The 26,571-nt window shown below is 55.5% G+C and carries 24 protein-coding genes; 13 read left to right on the forward strand and 11 right to left on the reverse strand.

What is annotated here, in order from left to right; translation table 11 throughout:
- Nucleotides 1-25 precede the first annotated feature (25 nt).
- Genes mutL through CXF87_RS08120 form a run of 4 tightly spaced genes read right to left on the reverse strand, consistent with a single transcriptional unit; the run spans nucleotide 26 to nucleotide 5,482 of the window.
- On the reverse strand, nucleotides 26-1,960 hold the full coding sequence (gene mutL / locus CXF87_RS08105; RefSeq protein ID WP_101146265.1) for a DNA mismatch repair endonuclease MutL: 1,935 nt from the start codon (nucleotides 1,958-1,960) through the stop codon (nucleotides 26-28).
- A gap of 32 nt (nucleotides 1,961-1,992) precedes the next feature.
- Nucleotides 1,993-3,456 carry an N-acetylmuramoyl-L-alanine amidase gene (locus tag CXF87_RS08110; protein ID WP_008958616.1) on the reverse strand — a complete coding sequence of 488 codons (1,464 nt, stop codon included), beginning with the start codon at nucleotides 3,454-3,456 and terminating at the stop codon, nucleotides 1,993-1,995.
- Nucleotides 3,447-3,998, reverse strand: a complete 552-nt coding sequence (gene tsaE / locus CXF87_RS08115) for a tRNA (adenosine(37)-N6)-threonylcarbamoyltransferase complex ATPase subunit type 1 TsaE (protein WP_101146266.1) — start codon at nucleotides 3,996-3,998, stop codon at nucleotides 3,447-3,449. Before tsaE ends, CXF87_RS08110 begins: the two co-directional genes overlap by 10 nt.
- A gap of 11 nt (nucleotides 3,999-4,009) precedes the next feature.
- Nucleotides 4,010-5,482, reverse strand: a complete 1,473-nt coding sequence (locus CXF87_RS08120) for an NAD(P)H-hydrate dehydratase (protein ID WP_101146267.1) — start codon at nucleotides 5,480-5,482, stop codon at nucleotides 4,010-4,012.
- Between the two features lie 97 nt (nucleotides 5,483-5,579).
- On the opposite strand from CXF87_RS08120, the gene queG reads away from it, so the two are divergent.
- Nucleotides 5,580-6,707: a tRNA epoxyqueuosine(34) reductase QueG gene (gene queG / locus CXF87_RS08125; protein ID WP_431313235.1), complete on the forward strand. Its 1,128-nt coding sequence runs from the start codon at nucleotides 5,580-5,582 to the stop codon at nucleotides 6,705-6,707.
- Between the two features lie 5 nt (nucleotides 6,708-6,712).
- Here the strand turns inward: queG and orn are convergent, their stop codons facing one another.
- Nucleotides 6,713-7,306: an oligoribonuclease gene (orn, locus tag CXF87_RS08130; protein ID WP_101146269.1), complete on the reverse strand. Its 594-nt coding sequence runs from the start codon at nucleotides 7,304-7,306 to the stop codon at nucleotides 6,713-6,715.
- Between the two features lie 136 nt (nucleotides 7,307-7,442).
- Between orn and rsgA the strand changes: the two genes are divergently transcribed.
- From rsgA to asd, 3 genes are read left to right on the forward strand one after another with little or no spacing between them, the layout of a single operon-like run.
- Nucleotides 7,443-8,462 carry a small ribosomal subunit biogenesis GTPase RsgA gene (rsgA, locus tag CXF87_RS08135; RefSeq protein WP_101146270.1) on the forward strand — a complete coding sequence of 340 codons (1,020 nt, stop codon included), beginning with the start codon at nucleotides 7,443-7,445 and terminating at the stop codon, nucleotides 8,460-8,462.
- Between the two features lie 18 nt (nucleotides 8,463-8,480).
- Nucleotides 8,481-9,323: a sulfurtransferase gene (locus CXF87_RS08140; RefSeq protein ID WP_101146271.1), complete on the forward strand. Its 843-nt coding sequence runs from the start codon at nucleotides 8,481-8,483 to the stop codon at nucleotides 9,321-9,323.
- A 10-nt stretch (nucleotides 9,324-9,333) separates the two neighbouring features.
- The gene (asd, locus tag CXF87_RS08145; protein ID WP_101146272.1) at nucleotides 9,334-10,218 is read left to right on the forward strand and encodes an archaetidylserine decarboxylase; all 885 of its coding nucleotides are present in this window, start codon (nucleotides 9,334-9,336) and stop codon (nucleotides 10,216-10,218) included.
- On the opposite strand, the gene epmA is transcribed toward asd, so the two are convergent.
- Both epmA and efp read right to left on the reverse strand, forming a co-directional pair.
- Nucleotides 10,215-11,195, reverse strand: coding sequence for an EF-P lysine aminoacylase EpmA (gene epmA, locus CXF87_RS08150; protein WP_101146273.1), 981 nt, complete (start codon nucleotides 11,193-11,195; stop codon nucleotides 10,215-10,217). The two genes, asd and epmA, sit on opposite strands and share 4 nt — an antisense overlap.
- 107 nt (nucleotides 11,196-11,302) lie before the next feature.
- Nucleotides 11,303-11,869, reverse strand: coding sequence for an elongation factor P (gene efp, locus CXF87_RS08155; protein ID WP_008958607.1), 567 nt, complete (start codon nucleotides 11,867-11,869; stop codon nucleotides 11,303-11,305).
- A gap of 108 nt (nucleotides 11,870-11,977) precedes the next feature.
- Here efp and epmB point away from each other — a divergent pair, with 108 nt between their 5' ends.
- From epmB to CXF87_RS08170, 3 genes are all read left to right on the forward strand, one after another.
- Complete coding sequence (gene epmB, locus CXF87_RS08160; RefSeq protein ID WP_232774784.1) at nucleotides 11,978-12,988, forward strand: EF-P beta-lysylation protein EpmB; 1,011 nt, start codon at nucleotides 11,978-11,980, stop codon at nucleotides 12,986-12,988.
- Nucleotides 12,989-13,145: 157 nt separating this feature from the next.
- Nucleotides 13,146-13,511: a hypothetical protein gene (locus CXF87_RS08165; protein WP_101146275.1), complete on the forward strand. Its 366-nt coding sequence runs from the start codon at nucleotides 13,146-13,148 to the stop codon at nucleotides 13,509-13,511.
- A 10-nt stretch (nucleotides 13,512-13,521) separates the two neighbouring features.
- A complete protein-coding gene (locus CXF87_RS08170; protein WP_101146276.1) occupies nucleotides 13,522-15,546 on the forward strand; it encodes a pyrroloquinoline quinone-dependent dehydrogenase in 2,025 nt (674 codons plus the stop codon).
- An 81-nt stretch (nucleotides 15,547-15,627) separates the two neighbouring features.
- On the opposite strand, the gene CXF87_RS08175 is transcribed toward CXF87_RS08170, so the two are convergent.
- Genes CXF87_RS08175 through CXF87_RS08185 form a run of 3 tightly spaced genes read right to left on the reverse strand, consistent with a single transcriptional unit; the run spans nucleotide 15,628 to nucleotide 19,393 of the window.
- Nucleotides 15,628-16,746 (reverse strand): hypothetical protein, encoded by a 1,119-nt coding sequence (locus CXF87_RS08175; RefSeq protein WP_101146277.1) that lies wholly within the window; start codon nucleotides 16,744-16,746, stop codon nucleotides 15,628-15,630.
- 33 nt (nucleotides 16,747-16,779) lie between these two features.
- The gene (leuA, locus tag CXF87_RS08180; RefSeq protein ID WP_101146278.1) at nucleotides 16,780-18,486 is read right to left on the reverse strand and encodes a 2-isopropylmalate synthase; all 1,707 of its coding nucleotides are present in this window, start codon (nucleotides 18,484-18,486) and stop codon (nucleotides 16,780-16,782) included.
- Between the two features lie 16 nt (nucleotides 18,487-18,502).
- Nucleotides 18,503-19,393 (reverse strand): ion transporter, encoded by an 891-nt coding sequence (locus CXF87_RS08185; RefSeq protein WP_101146279.1) that lies wholly within the window; start codon nucleotides 19,391-19,393, stop codon nucleotides 18,503-18,505.
- Nucleotides 19,394-19,568: 175 nt separating this feature from the next.
- Here CXF87_RS08185 and CXF87_RS08190 point away from each other — a divergent pair, with 175 nt between their 5' ends.
- The 6 genes from CXF87_RS08190 to CXF87_RS08215 are packed head-to-tail and all read left to right on the forward strand — an operon-like array spanning nucleotide 19,569 to nucleotide 25,439.
- The gene (locus CXF87_RS08190) at nucleotides 19,569-22,409 is read left to right on the forward strand and encodes a monovalent cation/H+ antiporter subunit A (RefSeq protein WP_101146280.1); all 2,841 of its coding nucleotides are present in this window, start codon (nucleotides 19,569-19,571) and stop codon (nucleotides 22,407-22,409) included.
- On the forward strand, nucleotides 22,409-22,741 hold the full coding sequence (locus CXF87_RS08195) for a Na+/H+ antiporter subunit C (protein WP_101146281.1): 333 nt from the start codon (nucleotides 22,409-22,411) through the stop codon (nucleotides 22,739-22,741). Before CXF87_RS08190 ends, CXF87_RS08195 begins: the two co-directional genes overlap by 1 nt.
- Nucleotides 22,738-24,252 (forward strand): monovalent cation/H+ antiporter subunit D, encoded by a 1,515-nt coding sequence (locus CXF87_RS08200; protein WP_101146282.1) that lies wholly within the window; start codon nucleotides 22,738-22,740, stop codon nucleotides 24,250-24,252. Before CXF87_RS08195 ends, CXF87_RS08200 begins: the two co-directional genes overlap by 4 nt.
- Nucleotides 24,249-24,746, forward strand: a complete 498-nt coding sequence (locus tag CXF87_RS08205) for a Na+/H+ antiporter subunit E (protein WP_008958595.1) — start codon at nucleotides 24,249-24,251, stop codon at nucleotides 24,744-24,746. The genes CXF87_RS08200 and CXF87_RS08205 overlap by 4 nt, the downstream gene beginning before the upstream one ends.
- The gene (locus tag CXF87_RS08210; protein WP_008958594.1) at nucleotides 24,740-25,009 is read left to right on the forward strand and encodes a K+/H+ antiporter subunit F; all 270 of its coding nucleotides are present in this window, start codon (nucleotides 24,740-24,742) and stop codon (nucleotides 25,007-25,009) included. The genes CXF87_RS08205 and CXF87_RS08210 overlap by 7 nt, the downstream gene beginning before the upstream one ends.
- Before the next feature lie 43 nt (nucleotides 25,010-25,052).
- Entirely contained in the window at nucleotides 25,053-25,439 is a 387-nt protein-coding gene (locus CXF87_RS08215; protein ID WP_008958593.1) for a Na+/H+ antiporter subunit G, read from the forward strand.
- Nucleotides 25,440-25,642: 203 nt separating this feature from the next.
- Here CXF87_RS08215 and serB read toward each other — a convergent pair whose 3' ends face one another.
- Nucleotides 25,643-26,569, reverse strand: a complete 927-nt coding sequence (serB, locus tag CXF87_RS08220; RefSeq protein ID WP_101146283.1) for a phosphoserine phosphatase SerB — start codon at nucleotides 26,567-26,569, stop codon at nucleotides 25,643-25,645.
- Nucleotides 26,570-26,571: the final 2 nt, after the last annotated feature.

The following is a 26,571-nucleotide window of genomic DNA, read 5'->3' on the forward strand; positions in this document are numbered from 1 at the left end:
AGAAATTAAATTTTCGATCGTGCTGCTATTGGCCTCTTAAGAACAGCCGATCAAGCGCTTTTAGCCCCATCTGCGTCCAGGTGGGCCGGCCATGATTGCACTGATCACTGCGCTCAGTGCGCTCCATGTCGCGCAGCAGCGCGTTCATTTCTTCGATCGTAAGCCGCCGATTAGCACGCACGCTGCCATGGCACGCCATGGTAGAGAGTAGCTCATGCAGCCGCGCTTCGACCTGATGAGTGCGCCCATAGCGCGCCAACTCCTCTAGCATTTGTCGCACTAAAGCCTCAGGGTCCGCCTGGGAGAGCAACGCTGGCAACTGGCGCACCAGCAGCGTTTCCGGTCCGGCAACATCCAGCTCAATGCCCAGCTTGGCGATAGCCGCTTGCTCACTCTCAGCCGTCGCCACTTCTGCCCGACTAGCGGCGATAGAAACCGGCACTAGCAGCGGCTGGGCATCTAATCCTTTAGCAGCCGCTAGCTGTGTTTTCATACGCTCATAGACAATTCGCTCATGGGCGGCATGCATATCCACCACCACCAACCCCTGATCGTTCTGGGCCAGAATATAAATACCGTGCAGCTGCCCCAGCGCAAACCCAAGCGGCGGCGCCACTGTGGGGTCGTTATCAGGCATCGCCAGCGGCGCTTCCCGCACTTCGTATTCGCCTTCACTCGCCACGCCAACCTGCGGCGTTAACAGCGTCTCTTCGTGATTGGGGTGGAGCGCCTGATACCCTTGCATAAAGCGGCGTACGCGCTCAGCACCAGGATGGCGATCCGGAGAGTGAGTCAGCGCAATGCCCTGCTGCTGCCAGCGAGGCTGCTCGACGTTTTCACATGCCTCCGCACCTACCTGGGGCGGCTGACCACGCTCTAGCTGCTGAGAAGCAACGACACCATTCGCCTCTTCGTCGCTATTTTCGTCACCGCTTTCTGCAGGCTTAGAGGACGCCAAGCAGTGATGCAGGCTGGAGTACAGAAAATCGTGCACCATACGGCCGTCGCGAAAACGGACTTCATGCTTGGTAGGGTGAACATTGACGTCCACTACATCCGGATCAAGCTCCAGATAGAGCACAAACACCGGATGCCGACCGTTAAACAGCACATCGCGATACGCCTGACGCACCGCATGGGCCACCAAGCGGTCACGCACCACTCGGCCATTAACGAAAAAGTATTGTTGATCAGCCTGAGAGCGGGAGTGAGTCGGCAGTCCCACCCAACCACTTAGTCGCAAACCACCCGCTTCGCGTTCGATATAGCGGGCGTGCTCAATAAAGTTTTTACCTAGCAGCGAGGCAATTCGCCGCTCGCGAGCTGCCGCCGAGTGTCCAGGAGGAAGTTGATGAATCACTTTTTGGTTGTGGCGCAATACCCAGGCGATGTCGTAGCGCGATAGCGCCTGGCGGCGAAACGCCTCTTCAACATGCGCAAATTCGGTCTTTTCGGTACGTAGAAACTTGCGACGAGCGGGAGTGTTAAAAAACAGATCGCGCACGCCAACGCTGGTACCTCGAGGGTGCGGCGCAGGCGTCACTCGGGCATCCATTCCTCGCCCTTCCGCGACCACCCGCCAGCCATGACGAGGGTCTTCCTCAGCGTTGGAGATCAGCTCAAGCCGGGAAACAGAGCTGATCGAGGCCAGCGCCTCCCCCCTGAAACCTAACGAGCTAACGCCTTCCAGGTCTTCGAGGCTGCCAATCTTACTGGTGGCATGACGCGCCAGAGCTAGCGGCAAATCCTCTTCGCCGATACCAATGCCATCATCACGCACCTTAATAAGCCGCGTTCCGCCCTGCTCAATTTCTACTTCAATGCGCTGGCTACCCGCATCAATGGCGTTTTCAATCAGCTCTTTTGTCACCGACGAGGGGCGCTCAACCACCTCGCCAGCGGCAATCTGATTGGCCAAACGTGGGTCGAGCACATGAATTCGCGGCTCAGCTGCGGTCATCTCAGTCAACACGACACCTCAAGAACGATTTTTCATGAACGGGGAATTTGTAACACTTGGCCAACCCGTATCACATCACCATTAATATCATTGGCCTGCTTCAATTGATTAACCGGCACACCGTGACGTACAGCAATCGCCGACAGGGTATCGCCCGACTGGATACGGTATTCATTACCCGCAGGACTACGTTGATTATCGCGCTGCCAGGCAAGCAAACTGGCGGGCGGCGGGTAACGCTGGAAGTGCTCGCGCAAGCCACTGAAAATAGCCTGGGAAAGCCCTCCCTGATGAACCGGATCGCGCAGGCGACGCTCTTCGTCAGGGTTGGATATAAAGCCCACCTCAATCAATAGCGAAGGAATATCAGGAGACTTCAGTACCATAAACCCGGCCTGTTCCACTCGTGATTTATGCAACCGATTCACTCGTCCTAATTGTTCCAGCACTTGCCCGCCGATAGAGAGCGAATCATTCAACGTCGCGGTCATGGTGAGATCTAAAAGTACGCCACGCAGCACCTGGTCTTTGTCTCGCAGCGACAAGCTACCATCGACGCCGCCGATCAAGTCGGAACGGTTTTCACTATCCGCCAGCCACTGGGCGGTTTCCGAGGTAGCACCACGTTGAGAGAGCGCATAAACCGAGCTGCCTTGAGGGCGAGGGCTAGTAAAGGCGTCGGCGTGCACCGAGACAAAAAAGTCGGCTTTTTGCTCACGAGCCAAGGCGGTACGTTGACGAAGCCCCAGATAATAGTCGCCATCACGAACCAGCACGGCTTTAAAACCTTCGGTGCCGTTAACCTCCGAGGCTAAACGGCGGGCGATTTCCAGCACCACATCTTTTTCACGCGTGCCTGAAGGCCCAATGGCGCCTGGGTCTTCCCCACCGTGCCCAGCATCAACCGCAATAATAATATCTCTACGCGGATGCGGCTTGGCTTCCTGCACGGCCGCCGGCGCTTCATTACGGGGTGGCTCTACACTGCCAGGCAGTTGAGCTTGAGTCGAGGCACGCTGCGCCTGAATCTCCTGCTCACGAATCATCGCCTCGATAGGGTCAATGGGATTCTCAACGGCACTTTCACCCGGATACTCGAGATCAACTACCAAGCGATGCCCATACTGATCATTAGGCGTCAGGGTAAAATGGCGCGGCTCTATAGCTCGATTAAGCTCAAGCACTACGCGTAAACCGCCGCCCTCCCGCTTACCAGTTCGCACTGAGGTAATGGCACTGTCATGCAGCGGCAGCGTGCTCGGGTCGGTGTCCATTTGCGTATCGTCTAAATCAATCACTAAACGCGCAGGATTCTGCAACGAAAACACATTGGCGTTGGTGGCCGCAGACAGGTCAAATACCAGACGCGCATGATCAGGCGCCGCCCACAAGCGCATGCTTTCTACGCTCGACGCTTGCACATCAACCGCCACAAGGGCAAAAAAACTAACGGCTAATAAACGCAATACACGAGCCGCCGCGGCCTTCATTTCCATTGAATCACACCATTCTCCAACTGATCGTCGCTTATCTTACTTTCTTCACGGATCTCACTTGTTTCACCGACTTGGCTTGCTTCACGGACCTGGCGCTGTAGCAATGCCAGTATACGCGAGCCCAAATCACTGCAAGCCGTTAAAGAGGCCAAACGGCCTTGAGCAGCGACTGTCAAAACAAGGCGAAGGTCGGGCGTTGGCAACCACCCTTCCCCGCGGCTGGGCCACTCAATAATACACAGCGCATCGTCGGCTAATACATCGCGACCGCCGATAAACTCAAGCTCTTCTGGATCTGACAAACGATACAGATCTAAATGATACACGCGCTGAGAACCCAGTTCGTAGGGCTCTATCAGCGTATAGGTGGGGCTTTTCACCGCCCCTTGATGGCCGTAAGCCCGTAGAACACCCCGTGTTAACGTGGTCTTACCGGCGCCTAACTCACCTTCCAGGTAGATCAACCCACGACCTTGTAATACCAGCCCTAGCGCTTCGCCAAACGCGACCTGAGCCTCTTCGTTGTCTAATTTCACCTGCATGTGGGCTGCCTTCACGGATTAATCAATATTCGCGCATAGGATGCCAGATCACTCGCCAGCAGGCCACGCTCGCCTTCTTGTTGTGCTGCTCGATCAGCCGCTAACGCGTGCACCATCGTGGCTAGCCACGCACTGAACTCCACATCTCCGCGCTGCGCCATCAATGCACCCAGCATGCCACTGAGCACATCGCCCATGCCACCGCTAGCCATGCCTGGATTCCCGTAGGGGCACACCACTAAACCAGTGGGGCCAGCAATCAAGCTACCAGCGCCTTTCAAAACCACCACGCCGCCACGTGCCCGCTGCAGTGCCTGGGCAGCGGCGGGTCGATCGGCCTGAATATCCGCCACGGAACAGCCCAATAGCCGCGCTGCTTCACCAGGATGCGGCGTTAATATCCAATTATCGCGCCGAACATCTGGCCACTGGCGTGCTAAAAGATTCAGCCCATCAGCATCTACTACCAACGGCGCGTCTGACTGCAGAGCACTCTGTAAAACGGCCTGCCCCCAGGCCGCCTGACCAAGCCCCGGACCTACCACGACCACATCGACCATCGCAGGTAGCTCAGCCGCTTCAGCGCCACCGCGCACGCTGTGGACCATTACTTCCGGGCAGCGTACCAAACTCGCGGCGACATGCTCAGGGGCCGTCGCCAAGCTCACCTTACCCGCCCCCATCCGCGCAGCGGCCTGGCTGGCCAGTAGCGCCGCACCGCCAAAGCCGGGAGCACCGCCCATCACCAGTACATGCCCCATCGAACCTTTATGGCTCGTGCGCAGCCGGGGAGCAAAGGCATCCGCTAAGAGCGAATCATCCAGCCGCCAAGCGGTGGCTGGAATATCAAAATATGCCTGAGCTTTAACACCTAGTGGGCGAAAGTCGATCTCACCGGTATAAGCGGGTGCATCACCAGTATGCAAACCGATCTTATCGCCAATAAAGGTCACCGTGCAGGCAGCCTTAACGGCAAGTCCTGGCGCGGCGCCGGTATCAGCAACCAATCCCGAGGGAATATCAATTGCCAGTACCGGCCTCTGAGCAGCATTGATCATTTCGATGGCACGCCGAAACCGGCCCTCTACCTCGCCCGTCAAACCGGTGCCTAACAAGGCATCAATAATGACTTCGCCCGTCAATACAGTGTTGGCTTCCCACTCTTCGCAACCTACGCCCGCGGAGGTTGCCAATTGTGCAGCGCGGGCTGCGTCTCCGCTTAGCTCATCAAGAGGCTTCAGCGTCACTCGCTGCACTTTGAGGCCAGACTGCATAGCCAGCGCTGCCAGCACATGACCGTCACCCCCGTTATTACCACTTCCACACATGACGGTTAAGCTGCGCGCCTGAGGCCAGCGTGAACGAAAGCTGTGCCAAGCGCTTGAGGCGGCGCGCTGCATCAATGCAAAACCATCGATACCACCGGCAATGGTGCGCCGGTCGAGCTCGCGCACCTGGGCGGCTTTATATAGAGGGCGTAGCATGGAAGTATTCGGGATCGTCACGATCTCTCCTTTCACATGTTTTGATGGCTGCTGATGCGTTAGCATAGCGCGCTTAATGCCTTGCTGTTGATTGACTATGTCTAATTCCACTGCCTTTGCACGTTCTGATAGTGCAATGACTGACCAAAAACTTGCTCGCCTTGCCGACCTGATTAAAACCTGGGGGCGAGAGCTGGGCTTTCAGCAAGTCGGCATTACTGACACTGAATTGTCGGCCCATGAAAGCCATCTCGACGCGTGGCTGGAAAATGACTACCACGGCGAGATGGGCTTTATGGCCAAGCATGGCAGCAAGCGCACTCGCCCCGCAGAGCTTGAACCCGGCACTCAGCGCATTATCAGCGTACGCATGGATTATCTGCCCGCTGAAGTGGAAAGCACCAAGGTACTGGGCCAGCCCAACCGCGCCTATGTATCGCGTTACGCCCTAGGGCGCGATTATCACAAGCTAATGCGTAAACGGTTAGCCCAATTAGCAAAAAATATTGAGCAAGAAGTAGGCGAATTTGGTTACCGCGCTTTTGTCGACTCAGCACCGGTAATGGAGCGCGCGCTGGCCCAAAAAGCCGGGCTTGGCTGGTTCGGCAAAAATGCCATGCTGCTTAACCCCAAAGCGGGCTCGCTGTTTTTTCTGGGCGAACTCTATACTGATCTTCCCCTACCTATCGATGCGCCATTTGAGCAAGAGCACTGCGGCAGCTGCAGCGCTTGCCGCACCGCCTGCCCCACCGGCGCTATTGTTGATGATAAGGTGGTCGACTCGCGCAAGTGCATTTCGTATCTCACTATCGAACTACACGGCGCCATACCGGTTGAGTTTCGCCGCGCCATGGGCAACCGTATTTACGGCTGCGACGATTGCCAACTGGTATGCCCTTTTACCCGCTTTACCCGCATGACCCAGGAAGATGACTTTGCGCCGCGCCATGATTTAGATCGCGCTACGCTAATCAGCCTGTTTGCCTGGGGCGAGGCGGAGTTCCTGGATAAAACCGCTGGCAGCCCTATTCGGCGCATTGGCTACGAGCGCTGGCTGCGCAATATCGCCGTAGGCCTAGGAAACGCCCCTTGGAGCGAGGCCGTGGAAGCCGCGCTATGGGCGCGCCGAGCCTACCCAAGCGAACTGGTGCGTGAACACGTCGCCTGGGCGCTTGAGGAACAGCGCCTCAAGCGCGGCAGGCGCATTGCCACCGATATGTCTTAACCGCTTTACTCTTCTTCGTCGCTGCGCTGCTCAACGCGCAAAAACGTATTACGGTAGTGAGCCAGTTCAGCAATCGACTCTTTAATATCATCCATCGCCAGGTGAACATTCTGTTTACTAAAGCCCGCCAAGGCGCCTGGATTCCAGCGTTTGGCCACTTCTTTTATGGTAGACACATCAAGATTGCGGTAGTGGAAAAAGTTGAGCAGCGCAGGCATTTCACGCTCAAGAAAACGCCGATCCTGGTGGATGCTGTTGCCACACATGGGTGACGATCCGGCCACTGCGTACTGCTGCAGAAACGCCAGCGTTTGCTGCTCAGCTTCGGCAGTTTCCAATTGGCTTGCTTTCACCCGGGCGACTAATCCCGACTCGCCGTGGGTTTTCTGGTTCCAATCGTCCATCTGCGCCAGCAGGCTATCGGGCTGTTTCACCGCAATGACCGGCCCTTCCGCTACCACATTCAGATCGGCATCAGTAATGAGTGTGGCTACTTCAATGATGCGCTCTTTATTTGGATCTAAACCGGTCATCTCTAGGTCAATCCATACCAGCAGATCATTACGTGGCGCCGCTGAATCCGTCGTTTCGTTGCTCATTACCGTTATCCCTTTGCCTAAATGGTCATTTATATCGTGCCAGTGTGCCTTAAATAGGCCTACCAAGCAGCTATACAGGACAGCTTGCCCACTTGGTAGGTACAATGGCGTCTATTGTAACGATCATCAGGTGGTCATGAGCAAACGTAAATTAAGTCGCCAGCAGCAGTGGCGAGTCGAGAAAGTCCAGGCGGAACGTGCCCAGCGTGCTGAAAAGCGTGATGTGCAAGACGCTGAAAAACTCGCCGCTGGCGAATACGGCGCCGAACAGCCGGGCCGTGTCGTTGCTCACTTTGGACGCACCCTAGAGGTGCGCAATAGCGATAATGAACCGGTGCGCTGTCACTTACGCGCCAATCTGGATGGTCTGGTTACCGGCGACCGCGTGATATGGCGCGCCGGGCAAGAAGGCTCTGGCGTGGTGGTGGCCAGGGAAGAGCGCGACAGCGTGCTGAAGCGCCCCGATGCTCGCGGCCTGCTCAAACCGGTGGCCGCCAATATTGATCAGCTGTTGATCGTGTTTGCGGTAGAGCCTGCTCCTCACGCCAACCTTATTGACCGCTACCTGGTCGCCGCCGAGGCTACCGGCATTGCGCCAGTGCTGGTACTCAATAAAACCGACTTGCTACCAGAAGATGGCGGCGAACTCGGTAAACTGCTGGAGCGCTATCGCGATTTGGGCTATCCCGTCGTGCGTACTACCACTGCTACAGACACCGGGCTGGATGAGTTGCGCAGCCAGCTTGAAGGGCGTACCTCCGTATTCGTTGGTCAAAGCGGCGTGGGCAAATCCTCGCTAATCGACCTGCTGCTACCGGATGAAAACCTGCGTATTGGCGCGCTCTCGGAAGACTCCCGCAAGGGTACTCATACCACCACCACGGCACGTCTCTATACCATGAGCCGAGCTGACGTGGCCGATGGCGATGTCATCGACTCACCGGGTATTCGCGAGTTTGGCTTGGTGCACCTCAACGAGCAGGAAGTCACCGACGGTTTCATTGAGTTTCACGACTATATTGGTTACTGCCGTTTTCGTGATTGTCGTCACCGCAATGAGCCCGGTTGCGCTTTACTCGCAGCGGTCGAGGCAGGCAAGATTCATCCAGCACGCTTTGCCAGCTATCGACGGATTCTTGATAGTTTGGATAGCTAACGTTGATAGGAGTTACCCATGAGTATTGAAAGCCAATCGTCGGAAGCTAACCTTTTACCGCTGATTATTGAACCGGAACAGCTGCAGGCGCATTTAGATGACCCACAGCTGCTGATCATTGAGGTGCCGGTCAATGGCGACAGCTACCGTCAGGGCCATGTGCCCGGCGCCATCTTCCTCGACTTTCGCTATTTAATGCGCGGTGAAGGGCCGGTGCCGAGTGATGTTCCTAGCGTTGAGGCGCTTTCACGTCTGTTCAGCGCCTTAGGTCTAACCCGCGACACCCACGTGGTGGCCTACGATGACGAAGGCGGTGGCTGGGCGGCACGTCTTTTATGGACGTTAGAGCTCATCGGCCATACGCGTTACTCCTATTTGAATGGCGGCATACACGCCTGGCGCGATGCAGGCCTGGAAGAGAGCACCGAGCCTACCGCCCCCACCCAAAGTGAGTATCACGCTGAAATCCTCAACCCCAATGCCTTGATCACGTTTGAAGAGATCAAAGGGAAGCTCGACGATAAACACTTCGCGGTGTGGGATGCGCGCTCCAAAGATGAGTACGATGGCGTCCGAGGCAACAATAAGCACCTGGGGCACATTCCCGGTGCCGTTAATATGGACTGGCTCCACGCCATGGACCGACAGCGCGCACTGCGCATTCGCGATTACGCCGAGCTGATCACCGAACTTGGCGCCCTGGGCCTGACCCCCGATATGGAAATCGCTACCCATTGCCAGAGCCACCACCGCAGCAGCTTTACCTGGCTGGTGGGCAAGGCGCTAGGCTTTAATATACGTGGCTACGCGGGTTCCTGGGGCGAATGGGGCAACCGCGACGACACCCCGATAGAGAAGTGAAAATATAACTGTGACTCTTTCCCAAAAAGCCTTTTCGCTACTTCAATACCCCTTACCCCAACATGCGCTATCGCGCCTGACGGGTAAATTCGGCCAGTGCGATAACCGCTGGGTAAAAAACACCCTGATTAACGCCTTTATCAAACGCTTTAATGTCGACATGAGCCAGGCCTTGGAACCCGATCCTAGCGCCTATGCAACGTTCAATGACTTCTTTACCCGGGCGTTAAAAGCCGATGCGCGCCCATTAGGCGAAGGAATATTGAGCCCTGCCGATGGCACGCTCTCCCAATACGGGCGCCTGCAGGCCGGCCAACTGGTGCAAGCCAAGGGCCACACCTACTCTGCCCAGACCCTGCTGGGCGGCGACACGGCCCTGGCGGAAGAGTTTCTCGGCGGCAGTTTTGCCACTGTCTACCTCTCTCCACGGGACTATCACCGCGTACATATGCCGGTGACCGGTACATTAAGAGAAATGATCTACGTACCCGGTCGACTCTTCTCGGTCAACCAGGCAACCGCCAACTATGTGCCGGGCCTGTTTGCTCGTAACGAGCGCCTGGTGTGCATCTTTGATACCGAGCACGGCCCCATGGCAATGGTGTTAGTAGGTGCAATGATTGTAGCGGCCATAGAGACCGTCTGGTCAGGCCAGGTAACACCGCTTGCAGAACAGCCTCAGCGCATGCAGTTTGGGCAACCTATCACGCTGGAAAAGGGCGCCGAAATGGGCCGCTTCAAACTCGGCTCCACGGTAGTAATGTGCTTCACTAAACCGGTTGTCTTTGACGACTATCCTACGGGTGCCATGGTCAGCATGGGGCAAGCGCTGGGCCACATTGATAAACTGACTTATGATAGCGATGCGCCCCCTAGTAGCGAGCCGATGGTTTAGCAGCGAGGCGTAGAAAAGGCGAGCACGTCTTCCAGGCGTGCTTTGCCTAGCGCCAGTTGAATGAGGCGATCAATCCCCAGCGCGACACCCGCACCAGCTGGCATACCGTGCTCTAGAGCGGCCAGCAGACGCTCATCTACATCCACTTCCGGCAAGCCCAAGCGGCGGCGCTCAGCGTTATCATCCGTAAACCGCACTCGCTGCTCCGAGGCATCGGTCAGCTCTTGGTAACCATTGGCCAGCTCAACACCTTTCAGGTAGAGCTCGAAGCGTGAAGCCACCCACTCACCATCTACATCCTGGTGGCGTTGCGCCAGAGCGGCCTGGCTTGCGGGATAATCAACCACAACACTTAGCTCATGCTGGCCTAACTGTGGCTCGATCACCACGCTCATAAGCAGGTCAAGGCAGGTCTCGCGATCTTCACCGGCCAAGGATTGCGCAGACATTTGCGCTCGCTCCGCGGCGACCAAACGCAACTTTTCCAGCGACGTGGTAAAGGGGTCCACCTCTAGGTGGGTATGAAAAAGCTCCCGGTAACGATAATGTACGACTGGGCCAGGGAAACTGGGGAGCAGTGACATGACCAGAGTAGCCGTCTCATCGACCAGTTTATCCAGCGTAAACTGCGGCCGATACCACTCCAGCATGGTGAACTCGATATTGTGGCGAGCCCCAATTTCACCATCGCGAAAACTTTTGGCGAGCTGAAATATCGGTCCGCTACCGGCCGCCAATAACCGCTTCATATGGAATTCAGGCGAGGTTTGGAGCCATAAACGGCGCTGCCCTCTATCGGTGCGAGCCAGGGTATGAAGCGATACCAGATGCACATCCGTGCTCCCCCCCTGCCCCAATACCGGCGTTTCCACTTCCAACACGTCACGCTGGTCAAAAAACGCCCGCACTTTGGTCATTAACCGCGCACGCTCGCGGAGCGTTTCAATCGACGCCGAGGGTTGCCAATCAATGGCCATCACTGCTCCTTAGATAAGCTATAGACAAGCTATTTTTTAGCAAAAAATGGCCACGCTAAAAGCGTGGCCATCCTCATTACCAAAGCGAAAAACAACGTGAAAAGTAATTAAGCGCGAGAGACGTAGTCCCCGCTGCGCGTATCAATTTTCAACACTTCGCCCTGATTGATAAACAGCGGTACGCGCACTACAGCGCCAGATGATAGCGTAGCAGGCTTAGAGCCACCTTGCGCCGTATCGCCTTTCAAACCTGGATCAGTTTCAACCACTTCCAGCTCAATGAAGTTGGGCGGCGTCACAGAAATGGCCTTATCATTCCAAAGTGTAATGATATAGGGCACCTGCTCTTTCAGCCATTTAGCAGTATCACCCAAGGCTTTTTTTTCAACGGCGTACTGCTCAAAGGAACCATCGGTCTTCATGAAGTGCCACATGTCACCATCGGTGTAGAGGTACTCCATCTCCAAATCCATGACGTCAGCGCCTTCCAGCGAATCACCAGATTTGAAAGTCTTCTCACCCACACGGCCCGTCATCAAGTTACGCAGCTTAACGCGGTTAAACGCCTGCCCCTTGCCAGGCTTGACCAGCTCGTTTTCGACGATCGAACAGGGATCGCCGTCGAGCATTACTTTCAAACCGCCTTTGAATTCATTGGTAGAATAGTTCGCCATAATGCCTCTCAATGTTTTATTTCAGTAGCGTAAAGCTCGAAGCTACGCTTCGCCTATAGATATCGTTCTTCAATGAGTGCGCGCATGATAACCCGAAGGAGGGCTTTTTTGCAGGAGAACATCATTATTGCCGCGTTTGAAACACGCCTTACATGGCAACAGCAGCTCTCTCAAGCAATTCGAGACCCGCAGGTACTTTGCGACCGACTAGATCTGGACAAGGAGTGGCTTGCTGGCGCTCAATCAGGCCATGCTCTATTTGAAGTGCGGGTACCTGAGGCATACCTCAGCAGAATAGCCCATGGCGATATAAACGATCCACTGCTACGGCAAGTGCTGCCGCTCAGTGAAGAAACACTATCGCCCGCAGGTTACGTTTTGGATCCGCTCGAAGAGAGCGAACATCGGCCAGCCAAAGGGTTGATCCATAAGTACGCAGGCCGAGTGCTGCTGATCGCCAGCCCCACCTGTGCAATCAACTGCCGCTACTGCTTTCGCCGCCACTTTCCCTATAGCGACAACTCGCCTTCCAGGGCGCAGTGGCAGGAAGCGCTGGGTTATCTACGTGACGACTCCACTATTCATGAGGCCATTTTGTCCGGTGGTGACCCACTAGCCGCCAGCGATCGCCAGTTGGCATGGCTGGTAGAACAGCTAGAAAACATTCCACACCTTAAGCGGCTACGCATACATACCCGCCTGCCGGTGGTCATCCCTGACCGGATTAATGAAGATCTACTTGGCTGGCTGGGAACGACCCGCTTACAGAAAGTAGTGGTTCTGCATATCAACCACGCCAATGAGATTGATCAAGCGGTGGTGGATGCCTGCACGCGCTTGAAACAGGCAGGAGCAACACTGCTCAATCAAAGCGTATTGCTGCGGGATGTGAACGATAACGTCACTGCGCTGGCCGCCCTTTCCGAGCGCCTGCTTGAAGCCGGCATACTGCCCTACTACCTGCATGTTCTCGACCCTGTGCAGGGCGCAGCGCATTTTGATGTGGCGGATAATGAAGCGCGCGAGCTGGTGTCTCAACTTCGCGCCCACCTCCCTGGGTTCTTAATGCCACGCTTGGTGAGGGAGATTCCCGGTAAAGAGAGTAAAACGCCGCTGTGAGAGATGAGAGCTCCCGCTAGACAATCAGCGTCCAAGCCTCAATATCACCCCCACAATCGTAAAAATATCATTTTCTGCTAAAGTTACAGTGCTAACGATTTGCGATGTTGGCTTAGCCTCAACATCGGGCACCTCACTTACCAGAAGGCCATATGCTATGTCGTCATCCCACTCTTCTAAAATGGGCGCAATCGTTCTTTTCGTCGCCTCCCTCGCCGGGCTTGCCATCGCTGTATACGCCTATTTCACTCCACTAACCGGCGTGACCGGGACACTCGGCGCCCTGGTGGCCATTGTGGCCTGCCTCGCCCTTGCGGTGTTGGCACTCCTTCTCGCGGCCATCAAAGGGCGAGGCGCTTCTATTGCATTGAGAGTGCTCATCTTGGTGGGCCTCATCGGCACTTTTTTCGCTGGCATGCTACTTCATCAATGGTGGATCTGTGCTGCTATGGTGGTCGGTTTAATCGGCCTGATCCTTGATATGGTTCGTCCGTCGCACCATACCCGCCCTACACATGCCTGAGGAGCCGACGATGCCAACTTCTTCATTTGCTAAACGACCTCACTTTAATACCCTCACGCTGCGCTGGGGCACCGCCACAGCATTGGCGCTTTGTTTATCACCCATACCGTTACTGGCACAAGATCAGCCAGATGAGTCGGTAAATAGTGAGGAGAACCCAGTCAGCTCTGCGCCCATCCCGCTGGTGCCTGGCGAACCAACCTGGGACAGTTTCCATGGCCAACTCAACGCTCAGAAATATAGCCCACTTGACCAAATCAATGCCGATAATGTTGGCGAGTTAGAGAAAGTATGGGAACTCCATACCGGTGATGTTGCGGATGGCTCGGGCGATTTACCGGCGACGGTATGGTCTGCAACACCAGTATTTGCCAACGACACGCTCTATATCGGCACACCGTTCTACCGAATTATCGCGCTTGACCCAGCGAGTGGCGAAGAGAAATGGAGTTTTGACACCCAGTCCTCTCTGGAAGCACTCACCCAGCCCGCCTTAAAGAATCGTGGTGTCGCTTACTGGGAGGCCGATGATCCGGTGGCTGGCGAATCGTGCCAGAAAATCATCTACATGGGCACCATGGATGCTCAGCTGTTCGCGGTCGACGCCGACAGCGGCGAGCCGTGCCAAGGGTTTGCCGATAACGGCGTGCTCAATGCCAATCAGTGGAACGACACCAACGATAAATGGCCATTATCGCTGTTACAGCCACCTACCGTGGTGGGAGATCACCTGATTTTGGGCTGGGCAGGCATGGACTGGGCCTATGAAGAGGCGCCCCCCGGCACCGTCTTTTCAATCAACGCCCGCACTGGCGAGCTTGAATGGACATTCCAGGCACTGAGCGACCAGATGCGCGAGCAGAGCGGTACCGCCAATGTGTGGACACACATGTCTGCCGACGAAGAGCGCGGCCTGGTTTACCTCCCGGTTTCTTCACCCTCACCTAACTATTGGGGTGGCAACCGTACTGAAGAAGTCCCTCTCGGTACATCAACCACTGCCCTGGATATTGAAACTGGCGAAGTTGTTTGGTCCCGTCAGTGGGTTCATCACGACATCTGGGATTACGATATTAATTCTGCGCCAACACTAATGGACATTACGGTAGATGGTGAAGAGATACCGGCATTGATCCAGGCGACCAAGATGGGCTTTCTGTTTGTGGTCAATCGTGAAACCGGTGAAGACGTCTGGCCGATTGAAGAGCGGCCGGTTCCGAGTGGTGACGGCTCCGTTGAGGGGGAAGTCTATGCGCCCACTCAGCCCTTCCCCACTAAACCGGCCCCGCTGATGGATCAGGCAGAAAAGCCCAAGGTTTGGGCGCTGGCCGACGCGGTTAGCTTCGGAGAGTGTTCAGCACTGTGGGAGGAACTTCGCTATGAAGGTATGTACACCCCACCCACTACCGAGGGTGAAGGTACGTTAGGCTTTCCTATCAGCGCAGGTGGCGTGCAATGGGGCGGCGTAGCATTCGATCCTGAAAGTCAGACGGCGGTGGTCAACACGTCGCATATCGTGCAGTACATCAGACTTTATGACCGTGAAGCTTACGAGTCAGCCAATAGAGCATCGGGCAACGAGAGTGGCTTTGCGTCTCAGGAAGGCGCGCCCTACGGCATGCGCCTTGAGGTTGCCCTCAACAGGCTAGGCATGCCCTGCTGGGAACCGCCTTTCGGTGAGCTTGTAGCTCTCGACATGACCACTGGCGATATCAAATGGCGTCGTCCGTTGGGAGCATCGCAGCAGTATGGCTTCTATATGCCCGAAAGCTGGGGTTCGCCTACCATTGGTGGCCCAGCGGTCACCGCGGGTAACGTTATCTTTATCGGTGCCTCAATGGATGCCAAGGTACGTGCTTACTCCCTTGACACCGGCGAAGAACTCTGGTCAGATCAGACCGAAGCCCCGTCTGTCTCTAACCCCGCCGTTTACGAGTACGACGGTCGCCAATACGTTGCCTTTATTTCCGGTGGGAATACCATTCTGAAAAACCAGGTAGGTGATCAAATCACGGTTTACGCCCTGCCAGAATAACGCTAGCAAAATGGGCAAGTAACAATCGGGGTGGCTCTAAAGCCGCCCCGATTGCGTTAACAGCTACTTTCTCACCCTGTTTCAGCCAAGATCACTGGTATGAGGCTTGGTACGTTTGGCTAACTGTTTATTTGCTGCACCAAAACACACCCGTATTACTGGTACCAACAGCCACAATAGTGGCGTGAGCAACCAGCGATAGGCAAAGCGAGTAATGAACAGGATCGGCAGTAGTACAATCAGCCAGATAAGAAACTGACCGAACCAAACCGGCCAGCCAAGCCAGGTCGAGAGATTGGCACCGAGTGCGCTCACTAAGCTTGGGTGGCGAACCACCACATAAGCGGTGCCCGCTACGGCGGCGACCCTGGCCATGCGAGGCAACGATGCAAAACGGCCGCTGGTGGCCAACACCCCTTGTCGCAGCCCTGTTCGGGCGCCCTGCGCTTCGATACTGCCTACACGAGCAGCACGTGTAGCTCTGCCTGCCCGCAGCACTTTGACAGTGCTGGCCATGACCAGCAGATCGACACCCGCCCAGCCTAGATCGGCGGCGCCAATGTTGTCGCCCCGCCGCCACTGGCTTTCGAGATCACGCAGGCCGCTGGTAAAAAAGTCGCCGACACCCGCGACCACTCGCTCACCTTGTAACCACTCGACCTCACCTTGGTCACTCAACACAAACTGATTAAGCAGCGCGTGACCGTTCTCCTCAAGTAGAGCAATGCCCATCTGCCCACGGCGGAATGGCGTCAGTTCTGCATTAGCGGTTGCTTCCTCATCACTCCACCAACGACTGACCTGCTGATAGCGCTCGCCGACCCAATGTTGTGCCCTTAGCGTGGCGACATCGTGTGTGCGGAAAAAGCTGATGGGCATTACCGCGTCAGCGCCAAAGCGCGACAATACACCCTGAAACTGAGGTGAGAGACCATACTCTTCCAACACTTCCCGGGCCAAATCGTCGTAATGCAAAATGGCCAGGGAGGCGCTCATCCATAGTGCCTGATCCGAAGCGTAGCTAAGGAAGAGCGCATTGATTTCCGGGGACTCACGCTGAAGCGATGGCTCAATAGAGGGCAGCGCCCGCTGAGCTTCCAGGCGCACCAGTTGAGACTCAAACGGTTCGTGGGAAGCCAGCGCGGATGCGAGCCCTGCGATTACCATCGCGGTCAATACTATGATCTGCCAGGGCCGCATCGTTTTCGCCTCGCTAAATGGGTAACTGAGTAATTACCCCAATGTTTCCGCCGTCACGTTCGCCGCCGCAGGTTGAGTGGAGTGATGGCGGTTTATAGCGCTAAGAACGCCTTTCATGGAAGCGCTAGTGATACTTTCATCAGTGCCCACGCCGAACACTGCTTTACCATCGATACGTACTTCCACGTAAGCGATTGCCTCAGCATCGGCGCCTTGACCGCGGGAGTGCTCATGGTAGTCGATGATTTCCACATCGTGTCCGGCGGCGGCCAGCGCTTTAACAAAGGCGGCTAGCGGGCCATTGCCTTCACCGCTGAGCGTTTGGCGGCTGCCATCAGTCTCAACGATGGCTTCCAGGGTCACTTTGGGGCTGTCAGGTTCAGAAGAGAGCCGGTGACTCACCAACCCAAAGGGTGCTCGCTGTTCCAGATACTCATCCGCGAACGCTTGGTAGATCATCTTCGACGTGATCTCGCGCCCGGTGCGCTCAGCGACTTCCTGCACTACCTGGCTGAACTCAATCGAAAGGCGACGCGGCAACTCAATGCCGTGCTCCTGCTCGAGCAGGTAAGAAACACCGCCCTTACCCGATTGGCTGTTAACCCGGATAACGGCTTCGTAGCTGCGGCCCACGTCGAGCGGATCGATAGGTAAATAAGGTACATCCCACACAGCATCTGGATTAGCGCGGCGATCCGCCATGCCTTTTTTGATCGCATCCTGATGAGAGCCAGAGAACGCGGTGAATACCAAATCGCCCACGTAAGGGTGACGCGGATGCACCGGCAACTGGTTGCAGTACTCCACTTCGCGCATGATCGGGGTGATATTGGAGAAATCGAGCTGCGGATGAACGCCCTGGGTGTACATGTTCATCGCCAATGTGACGATATCGACGTTACCGGTACGCTCGCCGTTACCGAACAGCGTGCCCTCAACGCGGTCAGCTCCCGCCATTAGCGTCAATTCTGCTGCCGCCACGCCAGTACCGCGGTCGTTATGTGGGTGAACGCTAACAATCAAATGATCACGATTTTTGACGTTGCGACAGAACCACTCAATTTGGTCGGCATAGTTATTGGGCGTAGCGACTTCTACCGTGGCAGGCAGGTTCACGATCATCGGCTTATCGGTGCGGGTGCCGTAAGCATCCATGACCGCTTCGACGATCTCAACAGCAAAGTCCATCTCGGTGGTGGTAAACAGCTCCGGCGAGTACTGAAACGTCCAGTTGGTCTCCGGCGCGGCGTCCATCTGGGCGCGAATCTGCTGGGTTGCTTCGACGGCGATTTGCACGCACTCGGCTTTATCGACATTGAACACCACCCGGCGGAACATGGGATCGGTGGCGTTATAGACGTGGACGATGGCGTTTTTGGCGCCTTGTAACGCTTCAAAGGTGCGTTCAATCAAGTGCGGGCGCGCCTGGGTCAGCACCTGAATGGTCACATCCTCAGGGATCTTATCCTGCTCGATCAGCGAGCGTACGAAATCAAAATCGGTTTGTGAGGCCGAGGGAAAGCCGACTTCAATCTGCTTAAAGCCAACATTCAACAGCATGTCGAACAATCGCTGCTTACGCTCCTGGTCCATCGGATCAATCAGCGATTGATTACCGTCGCGCAGATCCACACTGCACCAGACAGGCGCTGCTTCAATGCGCTGGCTCGGCCACTGGCGGTCAGGCAGATCAACGGCCACAAAGGGGCGGTACTTTTTGGCGGGGTCAGACAACATCATGGCGGCTCTCCTAAAATCAGTCAGTGGGGGGCTTGTCGCTGTGCTTACCGCCCGCATCATTCTGGTGTGGTGGGGCTGGCGAGTATGCTTGAGAGAGCGCTGACTCCATACGGTCAAGCTGCGCTTTCAGCCCGCGAACATCATTGCGCAGCGACTGCAGCTCGGCTTCTTCACCTTCGCCGTTGTCCAACGCCATTTGCGCGCTCTCTTTCTGCATCACGTCCAGCACAATACCAATCATCATATTGAGAAAAATAAAGGCGTTCAAAAAGATAAAGGTTAAAAAATAGATCCAGGCGTAGGGATAAACCTCCATGGCCGGGTAAAGCACCGCTGTAGCCCAGCTCTCGAAGGTCGCCACTTGAAATAGCGTCAACATGGCCAGGGAAATATTGCCCCATAGCCCCTCGTCCACATTGTGGAAAAGGAAGCTCCCAATGGCGGCGTATATGTAGAAGATGATAAACATCAGTAGGACGACATACCCCATACGCGGCACCGACTTGACCAAGGCGCTTAACAGCATTTGTAGCTCGGGAATCATCGACACCAAGCGAAGCACCCGGAAAATACGCAGTAGCCTAGCCAGCAGCACCATTTCAGAATCATCCATGGGAATCAGGCTGGCGGTCACAATGAGGAAGTCAAAGACGTTCCACCCTTTCTTGAAGAAACTCAGCAGCGTGCGTTCAGCGGCTATCCTGATTAAAATCTCAATCAGGAAAAATATGGTGACCGCCATATCAAGATAGAGCAGCCACTGCTCCACTTGAGTGGTTTCTTCATAGGTTTTTGCCCCTATCACCAGGGCAGAAATGACGATAATGGCAATCACGACCGCTTCAAAAATCTTATTACTACGCAGCCTTTCAAAACGGGCTTGCCAGGTATTAAAGGGTTCACTCATGGAACGTAAAATCTCTCAACGGTTGACCGGCACACTTTATACTAAAACTACACACCTTCTACACAAGTGATATCCTGTTGTTTCACTTGATGTATCCTACGCCATCAGAACGCCCTCAAAGCGCCCTGTTGGTACTCTTTTGAATTTTTTAACTTTAGCCGCTGGATGATCCCCCATGACACTGCTTTGGATAGCCTTATTGCCTCTGCTAGGCGTACTGGTGCCGGCACTTACCGCACAGCGTGGTCGCAGCTTCTGTTCCCTTGCGACGGCAGTGCTGCCAGCGACCGCCTTAGTAATGACGCTACTCAACATGCCAGCCCTGCTAGACGGTGAGCAACTACGTTTTTCAGTCACCTGGATGCCTGAGTTGGCGCTGGACTTAGCGTTCCGCCTCGATGGGCTATCGCTGCTGTTTAATCTGTTGATACTGGGCATTGGCTTACTGATTATTCTCTATGCCCACTACTACTTAGCAAAAGATGAACCCTTTGGCCGATTCTACGCCTTCCTGATGCTTTTTATGGCGTCAATGGTCGGTATTTCAATGTCGGACAACCTGATTCTGCTATGGCTATTCTGGGAGTTAACCAGCCTCTCTTCGTTTTTACTGATCGGGTACTGGTCCTACCGCAGTGATGCACGCAAAGGCGCTCGTATGGCGCTAACGGTAACCGGCGCGGGCGGCCTTGCGCTACTGGCTGGTTTACTACTGTTAGGCGATATGGCGGGCAGCTTCAATATGGGCGATGTGTTAGCCAGCGGAGACGTCATTCTTGCCGACCCGCGCTACCCGCTCATGCTCGGTTTGGTATTGCTGGGGGCCTTTACCAAATCCGCACAGTTTCCTTTCCATTTTTGGTTACCTCATGCGATGGCGGCGCCCACGCCCGTATCGGCGTATCTCCACTCAGCGACGATGGTTAAAGCGGGCATTTTCCTGATGGCGCGGTTGCACCCTGCCATCGCTGGCAGTGAGCTGTGGAGCGTGGTCGTTTCCCTCGTCGGCATCGTCACCATGCTGTATGGCGCTTGGTTTGCTCTGATGAAAACCGACCTGAAGGGCATTTTAGCGTTCTCCACGGTCAGTCATTTAGGTTTAATCACGGTATTGTTAGGCATTGGCAGCCCCATGGCGATCCTGGCCGCGCTGTTCCATATCCTCAATCACGCTACTTTCAAAGCCGCTCTGTTTATGAGCGCAGGCATTATCGATCATGAAACCGGCACCCGGGAGCTAAAGCAGCTGGGTGGCCTGAAAAAAGCCATGCCTGTCACGGCGCTCTTGACCACGCTGGCGGCTGCCGCCATGGCAGGCGTGCCGTTATTCAATGGCTTTTTATCCAAAGAGATGTTCTTTACCGAGTCGTTAGCAACGCCCGTTTTGGGTGGGGTGAGCTGGCTATTACCTGCGCTAGCGGCCCTCGGCGGCGTTCTCTCGGTCGCTTATTCGCTGCGTTTAGTACACGCCGTCTTCTTCAAACCAGCGCGTGAAGAACCGCCCAAAACGCCCCATGAACCGCCGCATTTAATGCGTCTGCCGGTTGAAATCTTAGTGGTGCTTTGTGTGGTGGTCGGCCTTTTCCCGGCGTTTATGGCCACAGGGTTGTTAGAACTTGCCAGCGAAGCGGTGATTGGAAGTCCACTCGATTTTCATTTGGCTATCTGGCACGGCGTTAATCTACCGCTCATCATGAGTTTGCTGGCCTTTGTCATCGGGATTGCGCTGTATTGGCGCCATGGTGATGTGCGTCGATTTACGCAACAGTTTGCAGGCATTGACGCCCGACGCGTTTTTGAGCGCATTCTTATCTCGATCGGCTATCGCGCTGAGCAACTGATTGCGGCTCTGGAAGGCAATTCGCTCCAACGCTATGTGGGTTGGCTATGGCTGGCGGCGCTGGTAATGGGGGGTATTGGCCTCGTACAAATCACCGACTTGACCGGGGCGGCAGGAAATCAGCCGCTGGACGGCATCCTTATTCTAGGCGCTGGGATGCTGATGTTTGGTGGCGTGGCGACCGCCGCCACCCATCGCTATCGGTTGATTTCGCTATTGATGCTGTCGGTAGTGGGCCTATTCGTGGCACTGACCTTTGCCCGTTTCTCGGCACCCGATCTAGCGCTGACACAGCTTTCTGTGGAAGTCGTGACCATGATTCTGCTGATGCTGGCGCTATTTTTCTTACCGCAAAAAACGCCGCGCGAATCCAGCCCATTACGCAACGTTCGCGATATGCTGCTGGCTGGCTCGCTTGGTCTGGTGATCGCCAGCCTTAACTACGCCGTCATGACGCGCGATACACTGTCGATTTCCAGCTTCTTTGTGGAAAACAGCAAGCCCGGTGGTGGGGGCTACAACGTCGTCAACGTCATTCTGGTCGACTTCCGTGGTTTCGATACCTTAGGGGAAATCACCGTATTGGCCATCGCTGGCTTGGCGATCTTTAAGTTGCTCAACCGCTTACGCCTGTTTATGCCGCACAGTGACGGTGAGGGACGGGTATGGTCACCCGATCGCTACCCGGCGGTGCTAACGTCAATTTCAATGACACTGCTACCGCTGGCGCTCCTGGTCTCTGCGTTTATCTTCCTGCGTGGCCACAATCAGCCGGGCGGTGGGTTTATTGCCGGCCTGATTACCGCAGTCGCCCTCATTCTGTTGTATATGGCGCGTGGCGTGGAGTGGGCGCAAGAGCGTCTGGATTTCCCCTTCCAACCGGTAGCCGTTATCGGGGTCGCCGTTGCCACGCTCACGGGGCTGGGTAGCTGGCTGTTTGGTCATCCGTTCCTCACCTCTGCCTTTGGCTACTTCAGCCTACCGCTGATCGGTACCTTTGAATTGGCCACCGCGCTGCTCTTTGATCTGGGCGTGTACTTAGCCGTAGTAGGCGCCACGCTGATGATTTTGGCCAACCTTGGCAAAGTCACTACGGCGCACCGTCCGGTGACCGAAGCCTCGGAAAAAGACACCGATGCCGCTGCTGCAACCTCTTCTGCTAAGGAGCCTCGTTAATGGAACTGCTCTATGCAATGACCACCGGCGTCTTGACCGCCTGCGGTCTCTACTTGACCTTGCGAGGCCGCACTTTTCCTGTGGTGGTCGGCCTAACGCTGCTCTCATACGCAGTGAATTTGTTTCTGTTTTCGATGGGGGGGCTCACCACTGATGGGCCAGCCATCGTGTCTGAAGGAACGAGCTATGCCGACCCACTCCCCCAGGCGCTAGTGCTCACGGCCATTGTTATCGGGTTTGCGATGACCGCATTCGTGGTGATTCTAGCCATGCGGGCGCGCAGTGAAGTGGGTAACGACCATGTCGACGGTAAAAAGGAAGACCGAGAATGATGCAGCACCTGATTGTTTTTCCTGTCGTTTTACCGCTAGTGGCGGGTATATTACTGCTCTATCAACGGCAAGGCTTAGTGCGCTATAAGCGTGCAGTCAGCGTTGCCGCCACCGTGCTATTACTGCTGGTAGCAATCGGCCTTTTGCGCCAAGCCGCCAGTGATCAGGTCACTTATTATGCCCTGGGCGATTGGCAAGCACCGTTCGGCATTGTGCTAGTACTGGATCGCCTGTCAGCACTGATGCTGCTGGTCACTGCTGTTTTGGCAGTCGGCGCCGTTGTGTTTGCCTGCGCGGGGGATGATGAAAAAGGCAGTAACTTTCATGGCCTTTTTCAGTGGCAGCTGTTGGGCATCAACGGCGCCTTTTTAACCGGTGATTTGTTTAACCTGTTCGTCTTTTTTGAAGTACTGCTACTGGCCTCTTACGCGCTGCTTTTGCACGGCGGAGGAAAAGCGCGCATTCAAGCCAGCGTCCACTACGTGGTTCTCAACCTGGCAGGCTCGTCGCTGTTCCTCATCGCGGTGGGGATTCTGTATGGTGCCACGGGCACGCTCAATATGGCCGATATGGCAATCCGCGTGGCTGAACTGCCCGCAGAGCGTGAAGGCTTAGTCACCGCCGGCGCATTAATGCTACTGGTGGTTTTTGGGTTAAAAGCAGCCATCCTGCCACTCTACTTCTGGCTACCCAAAGCCTACGCATCCGCGCCTGCGCCGGTAGCAGCGCTGTTTGCCATCATGACCAAGGTAGGTATCTACGCTATTCTGCGTGTCTATTCACTGCTGTTTGGCGACAGCGCTGGCGGGCTGGAAGCACTGGAGCAACCTTGGATTTGGTGGCTCTCGCTTGCCACTTTGGCGGCCGCTGGTGTCGGCGTAATGGCCGCACGAGATTTGCGCTTGCTGGTGGCTTATTTGGTGTTGGTATCCGTAGGCACGCTGCTGGCGGGTATCGGCATGCGCTCACCGCAGGCTGTCTCGGCCCTACTCTATTACCTGATCCACACCACGCTGGTTACCGGTGGTTTGTTCCTGTTGGCGGAAATGATCGGCCTGCAACGTGGTAAAGCAGGTACGCGCCTGGTGAAGGGCCGTCCGATGGTTCAGGGCGCGGGGCTCGCCATGCTATTTTTTGTAGGCGCCATCGCCGTCGCTGGCGTTCCGCCGTTTTCAGGCGCTATCGGCAAGGCATTAATGCTTAATGCTGCCGAAGGCACGCAGCGTCTTTGGCTTTGGCCGTTACTGCTGTTGACCAGCCTAGCCTCGCTGGTTGCGCTTTCCCGTGCTGGCTCTACGCTGTTTTGGCGTAGCCATCGTGGCAACGTGAGTGGTTCACCGTTGCCACGTCGCCAGTGGTTCGGCGTTATTTGGCTGCTTAGCGCAGCACCGCTGTTGGTTGCACTGGCAGGGCCAGTAAGCAGCTACACTCAAGCGACCGCTGACCAATTAGCCAACCCTCAGGTGCTGATTCGCACGCTACTACCCAATGCTGCTGGAGATGCCCAATGATCGCCCCGCGCTCCTGGCTACCCACGCCTGTATTATCGATACTTCTACTCGTCGTGTGGCTGTTGTTAGTACGCAGCTACGCGTTTGGTCAGTTCGTGTTAGGCGGCTCGTTAGCTATTTTGATACCCCTACTAACCCATCGTTTTTGGGATGCACGGCCTCTTATCGCCAAACCCTTTGCCTTGCTGCGGTTTATCTTCCGTGTGCTGGGCGACATTATCACCGCCAACTTTGAAGTGGCTTACTTGATCGCCAACCCCTGGCGCAAGCTTAAACCCCATTTTATTGAATACCCATTAATGCTAGAGGAGCGGTTCACCATCACGCTGCTCGCCAGCACGATCAGCCTGACACCGGGCACCGTGTCGGCCAATCTGCGCATGGATGGTAAGTCACTGCTGATTCACGCCTTGAACGTGGACGACGAGGAGGCGCTGATTAACCAGATTCGTGAGCGCTATGAACGCCCACTTAAGGAGATCTACGAATGTTAAGCATTGCACTCTATATCACCTTAGCTCTGGTCGTGATGGCGCTGCTGATGAACCTCTACCGCCTGACCATTGGGCCCAGCTTGCCTGATCGCGTACTTGCGTTAGACACCATGTACGTTAATTCCATTGCGCTTATCGTACTGCTGGGGCTGTGGCTGAACAGCAAAACCTATTTCGAGTCAGCGCTGTTGATCGCAATGCTAGGTTTTATCAGCACCGTCGCGGTTTGCAAATATATTCTGCGCGGAGACATCATCGAATGATTAACATGAATTATCAAACGATGAACAAAAGCCCGGGGGATCTATGTCTGTAATCGTTGAAGCGCTTATTTCACTGCTGCTGATCGCCGGCGGAATCTTTGTTTTTATCGGTTCGCTGGGGATGGCGCACCTGCGCGATTTCTATATGCGCCTGCATGGCCCGACCAAGGCCACCACCTTGGGCATCGGCTGCATGCTCATCGCTTCGATGCTGTATTTCTGGAGCGTGGACGGCAAACCGGATATCCAAGAACTGCTGATTACGCTTTTCCTGTTTATTACCGCCCCCGTCAGCGCCCACCTGCTGGCCAAATCTGGCTTACACCTGCGATTGAAGCATGCGGTCAAGACGCAGGGGCATCCGGTCGAGTTAAGGGCTGAAGAAGTCGGCGACAAACCGGTACCGCACCCCGATAAGGGCCATGGCTGAAAGCGAAGCAATCTCGCTTTTGTTATTGCGAGCGAGATGCGGCAATCTCGCTTTTGTCATTGCGAGCGAAGTCCGGCAATCTCGCTTTTGTCATTGCGAGCGAAGCGCGGCAATCTCGGGTTGAACTGCGCCCCCGCAGGTTGAGATTGCCGCGTCGCAGGCTCCTCGCAATGACACTTTTCGCGACGCTGCCACAGCAGGTTCTACGGTGTTAAATCCTGCTGCTGGTAGCCGAGCAGGTAGAGCACACCGTCAAGCCCCGATGTCGAGATCGCCTGACACGCTTGGGCACGCACCAACGGCTTGGCCCGAAACGCGATGCCCATCCCCGCTTTGGCCAGCATTTTAAGATCGTTGGCACCGTCACCCACCGCTATCGTCTGATCGAGGGTAAAGCCCTGTCGCAGTGCGATGACTTCGAGCAGTTCGGCTTTGCGCTCAGCATCCACGATTGGTTCGCTTACTTCACCGGTCACTTTGCCATTTTCAATGATCAGCTCATTGGCATGAATCTCGTCAAAGCCAAGCTTCTTTTGTAAGTGGAGAGCAAAGTAGGTAAAGCCGCCGGAGAGTATGGCGGTGCGATAGCCTAACCGCTTTAGATTGACCATCAGGCGTTCAACGCCCTCCATCAGCGGCAGCTCCTCAGCGATGTCCGCCAGCACCGACTCATCCAAACCGACCAGTTTGCTCATCCGCTCGCGAAAGCTCGCCTTGAAATCCAGCTCCCCGCGCATGGCACGCTCGGTGACTTCGGCGACCTCTTCACCCACGCCATGGCGGCGAGCAAGCTCATCAATCACCTCAGCTTTAATCAGCGTGGAGTCCATATCGAAACAGACCAAACGGGGCTGAACGTGATCGCGAGTATCTGGTTGGGCAACGATATCAATACCCAGCGTTTCACTCAGCAAAAGCGCGGCGTCGCGCACTGCTTTGCTATCTGCGTCGCCAGACAAACAGTACTCAACACAGTCGATGCCGTCACCTGACTGAAATGAGACATCGGCAAGCCGTTGGGTACTCTTCACGTTCAGATTAAACTGCGTAATGAGAGCATTTACCTGAGTTTGAATGTCGGCGGTTAAATCCGACGCTAGTACGGTTAGGATCAAATCACCGCGTGCCATTA

The organism is Halomonas sp. MES3-P3E (genome assembly GCF_002836035.1).
GTDB classification, from domain to species: domain Bacteria; phylum Pseudomonadota; class Gammaproteobacteria; order Pseudomonadales; family Halomonadaceae; genus Vreelandella; species Vreelandella arctica.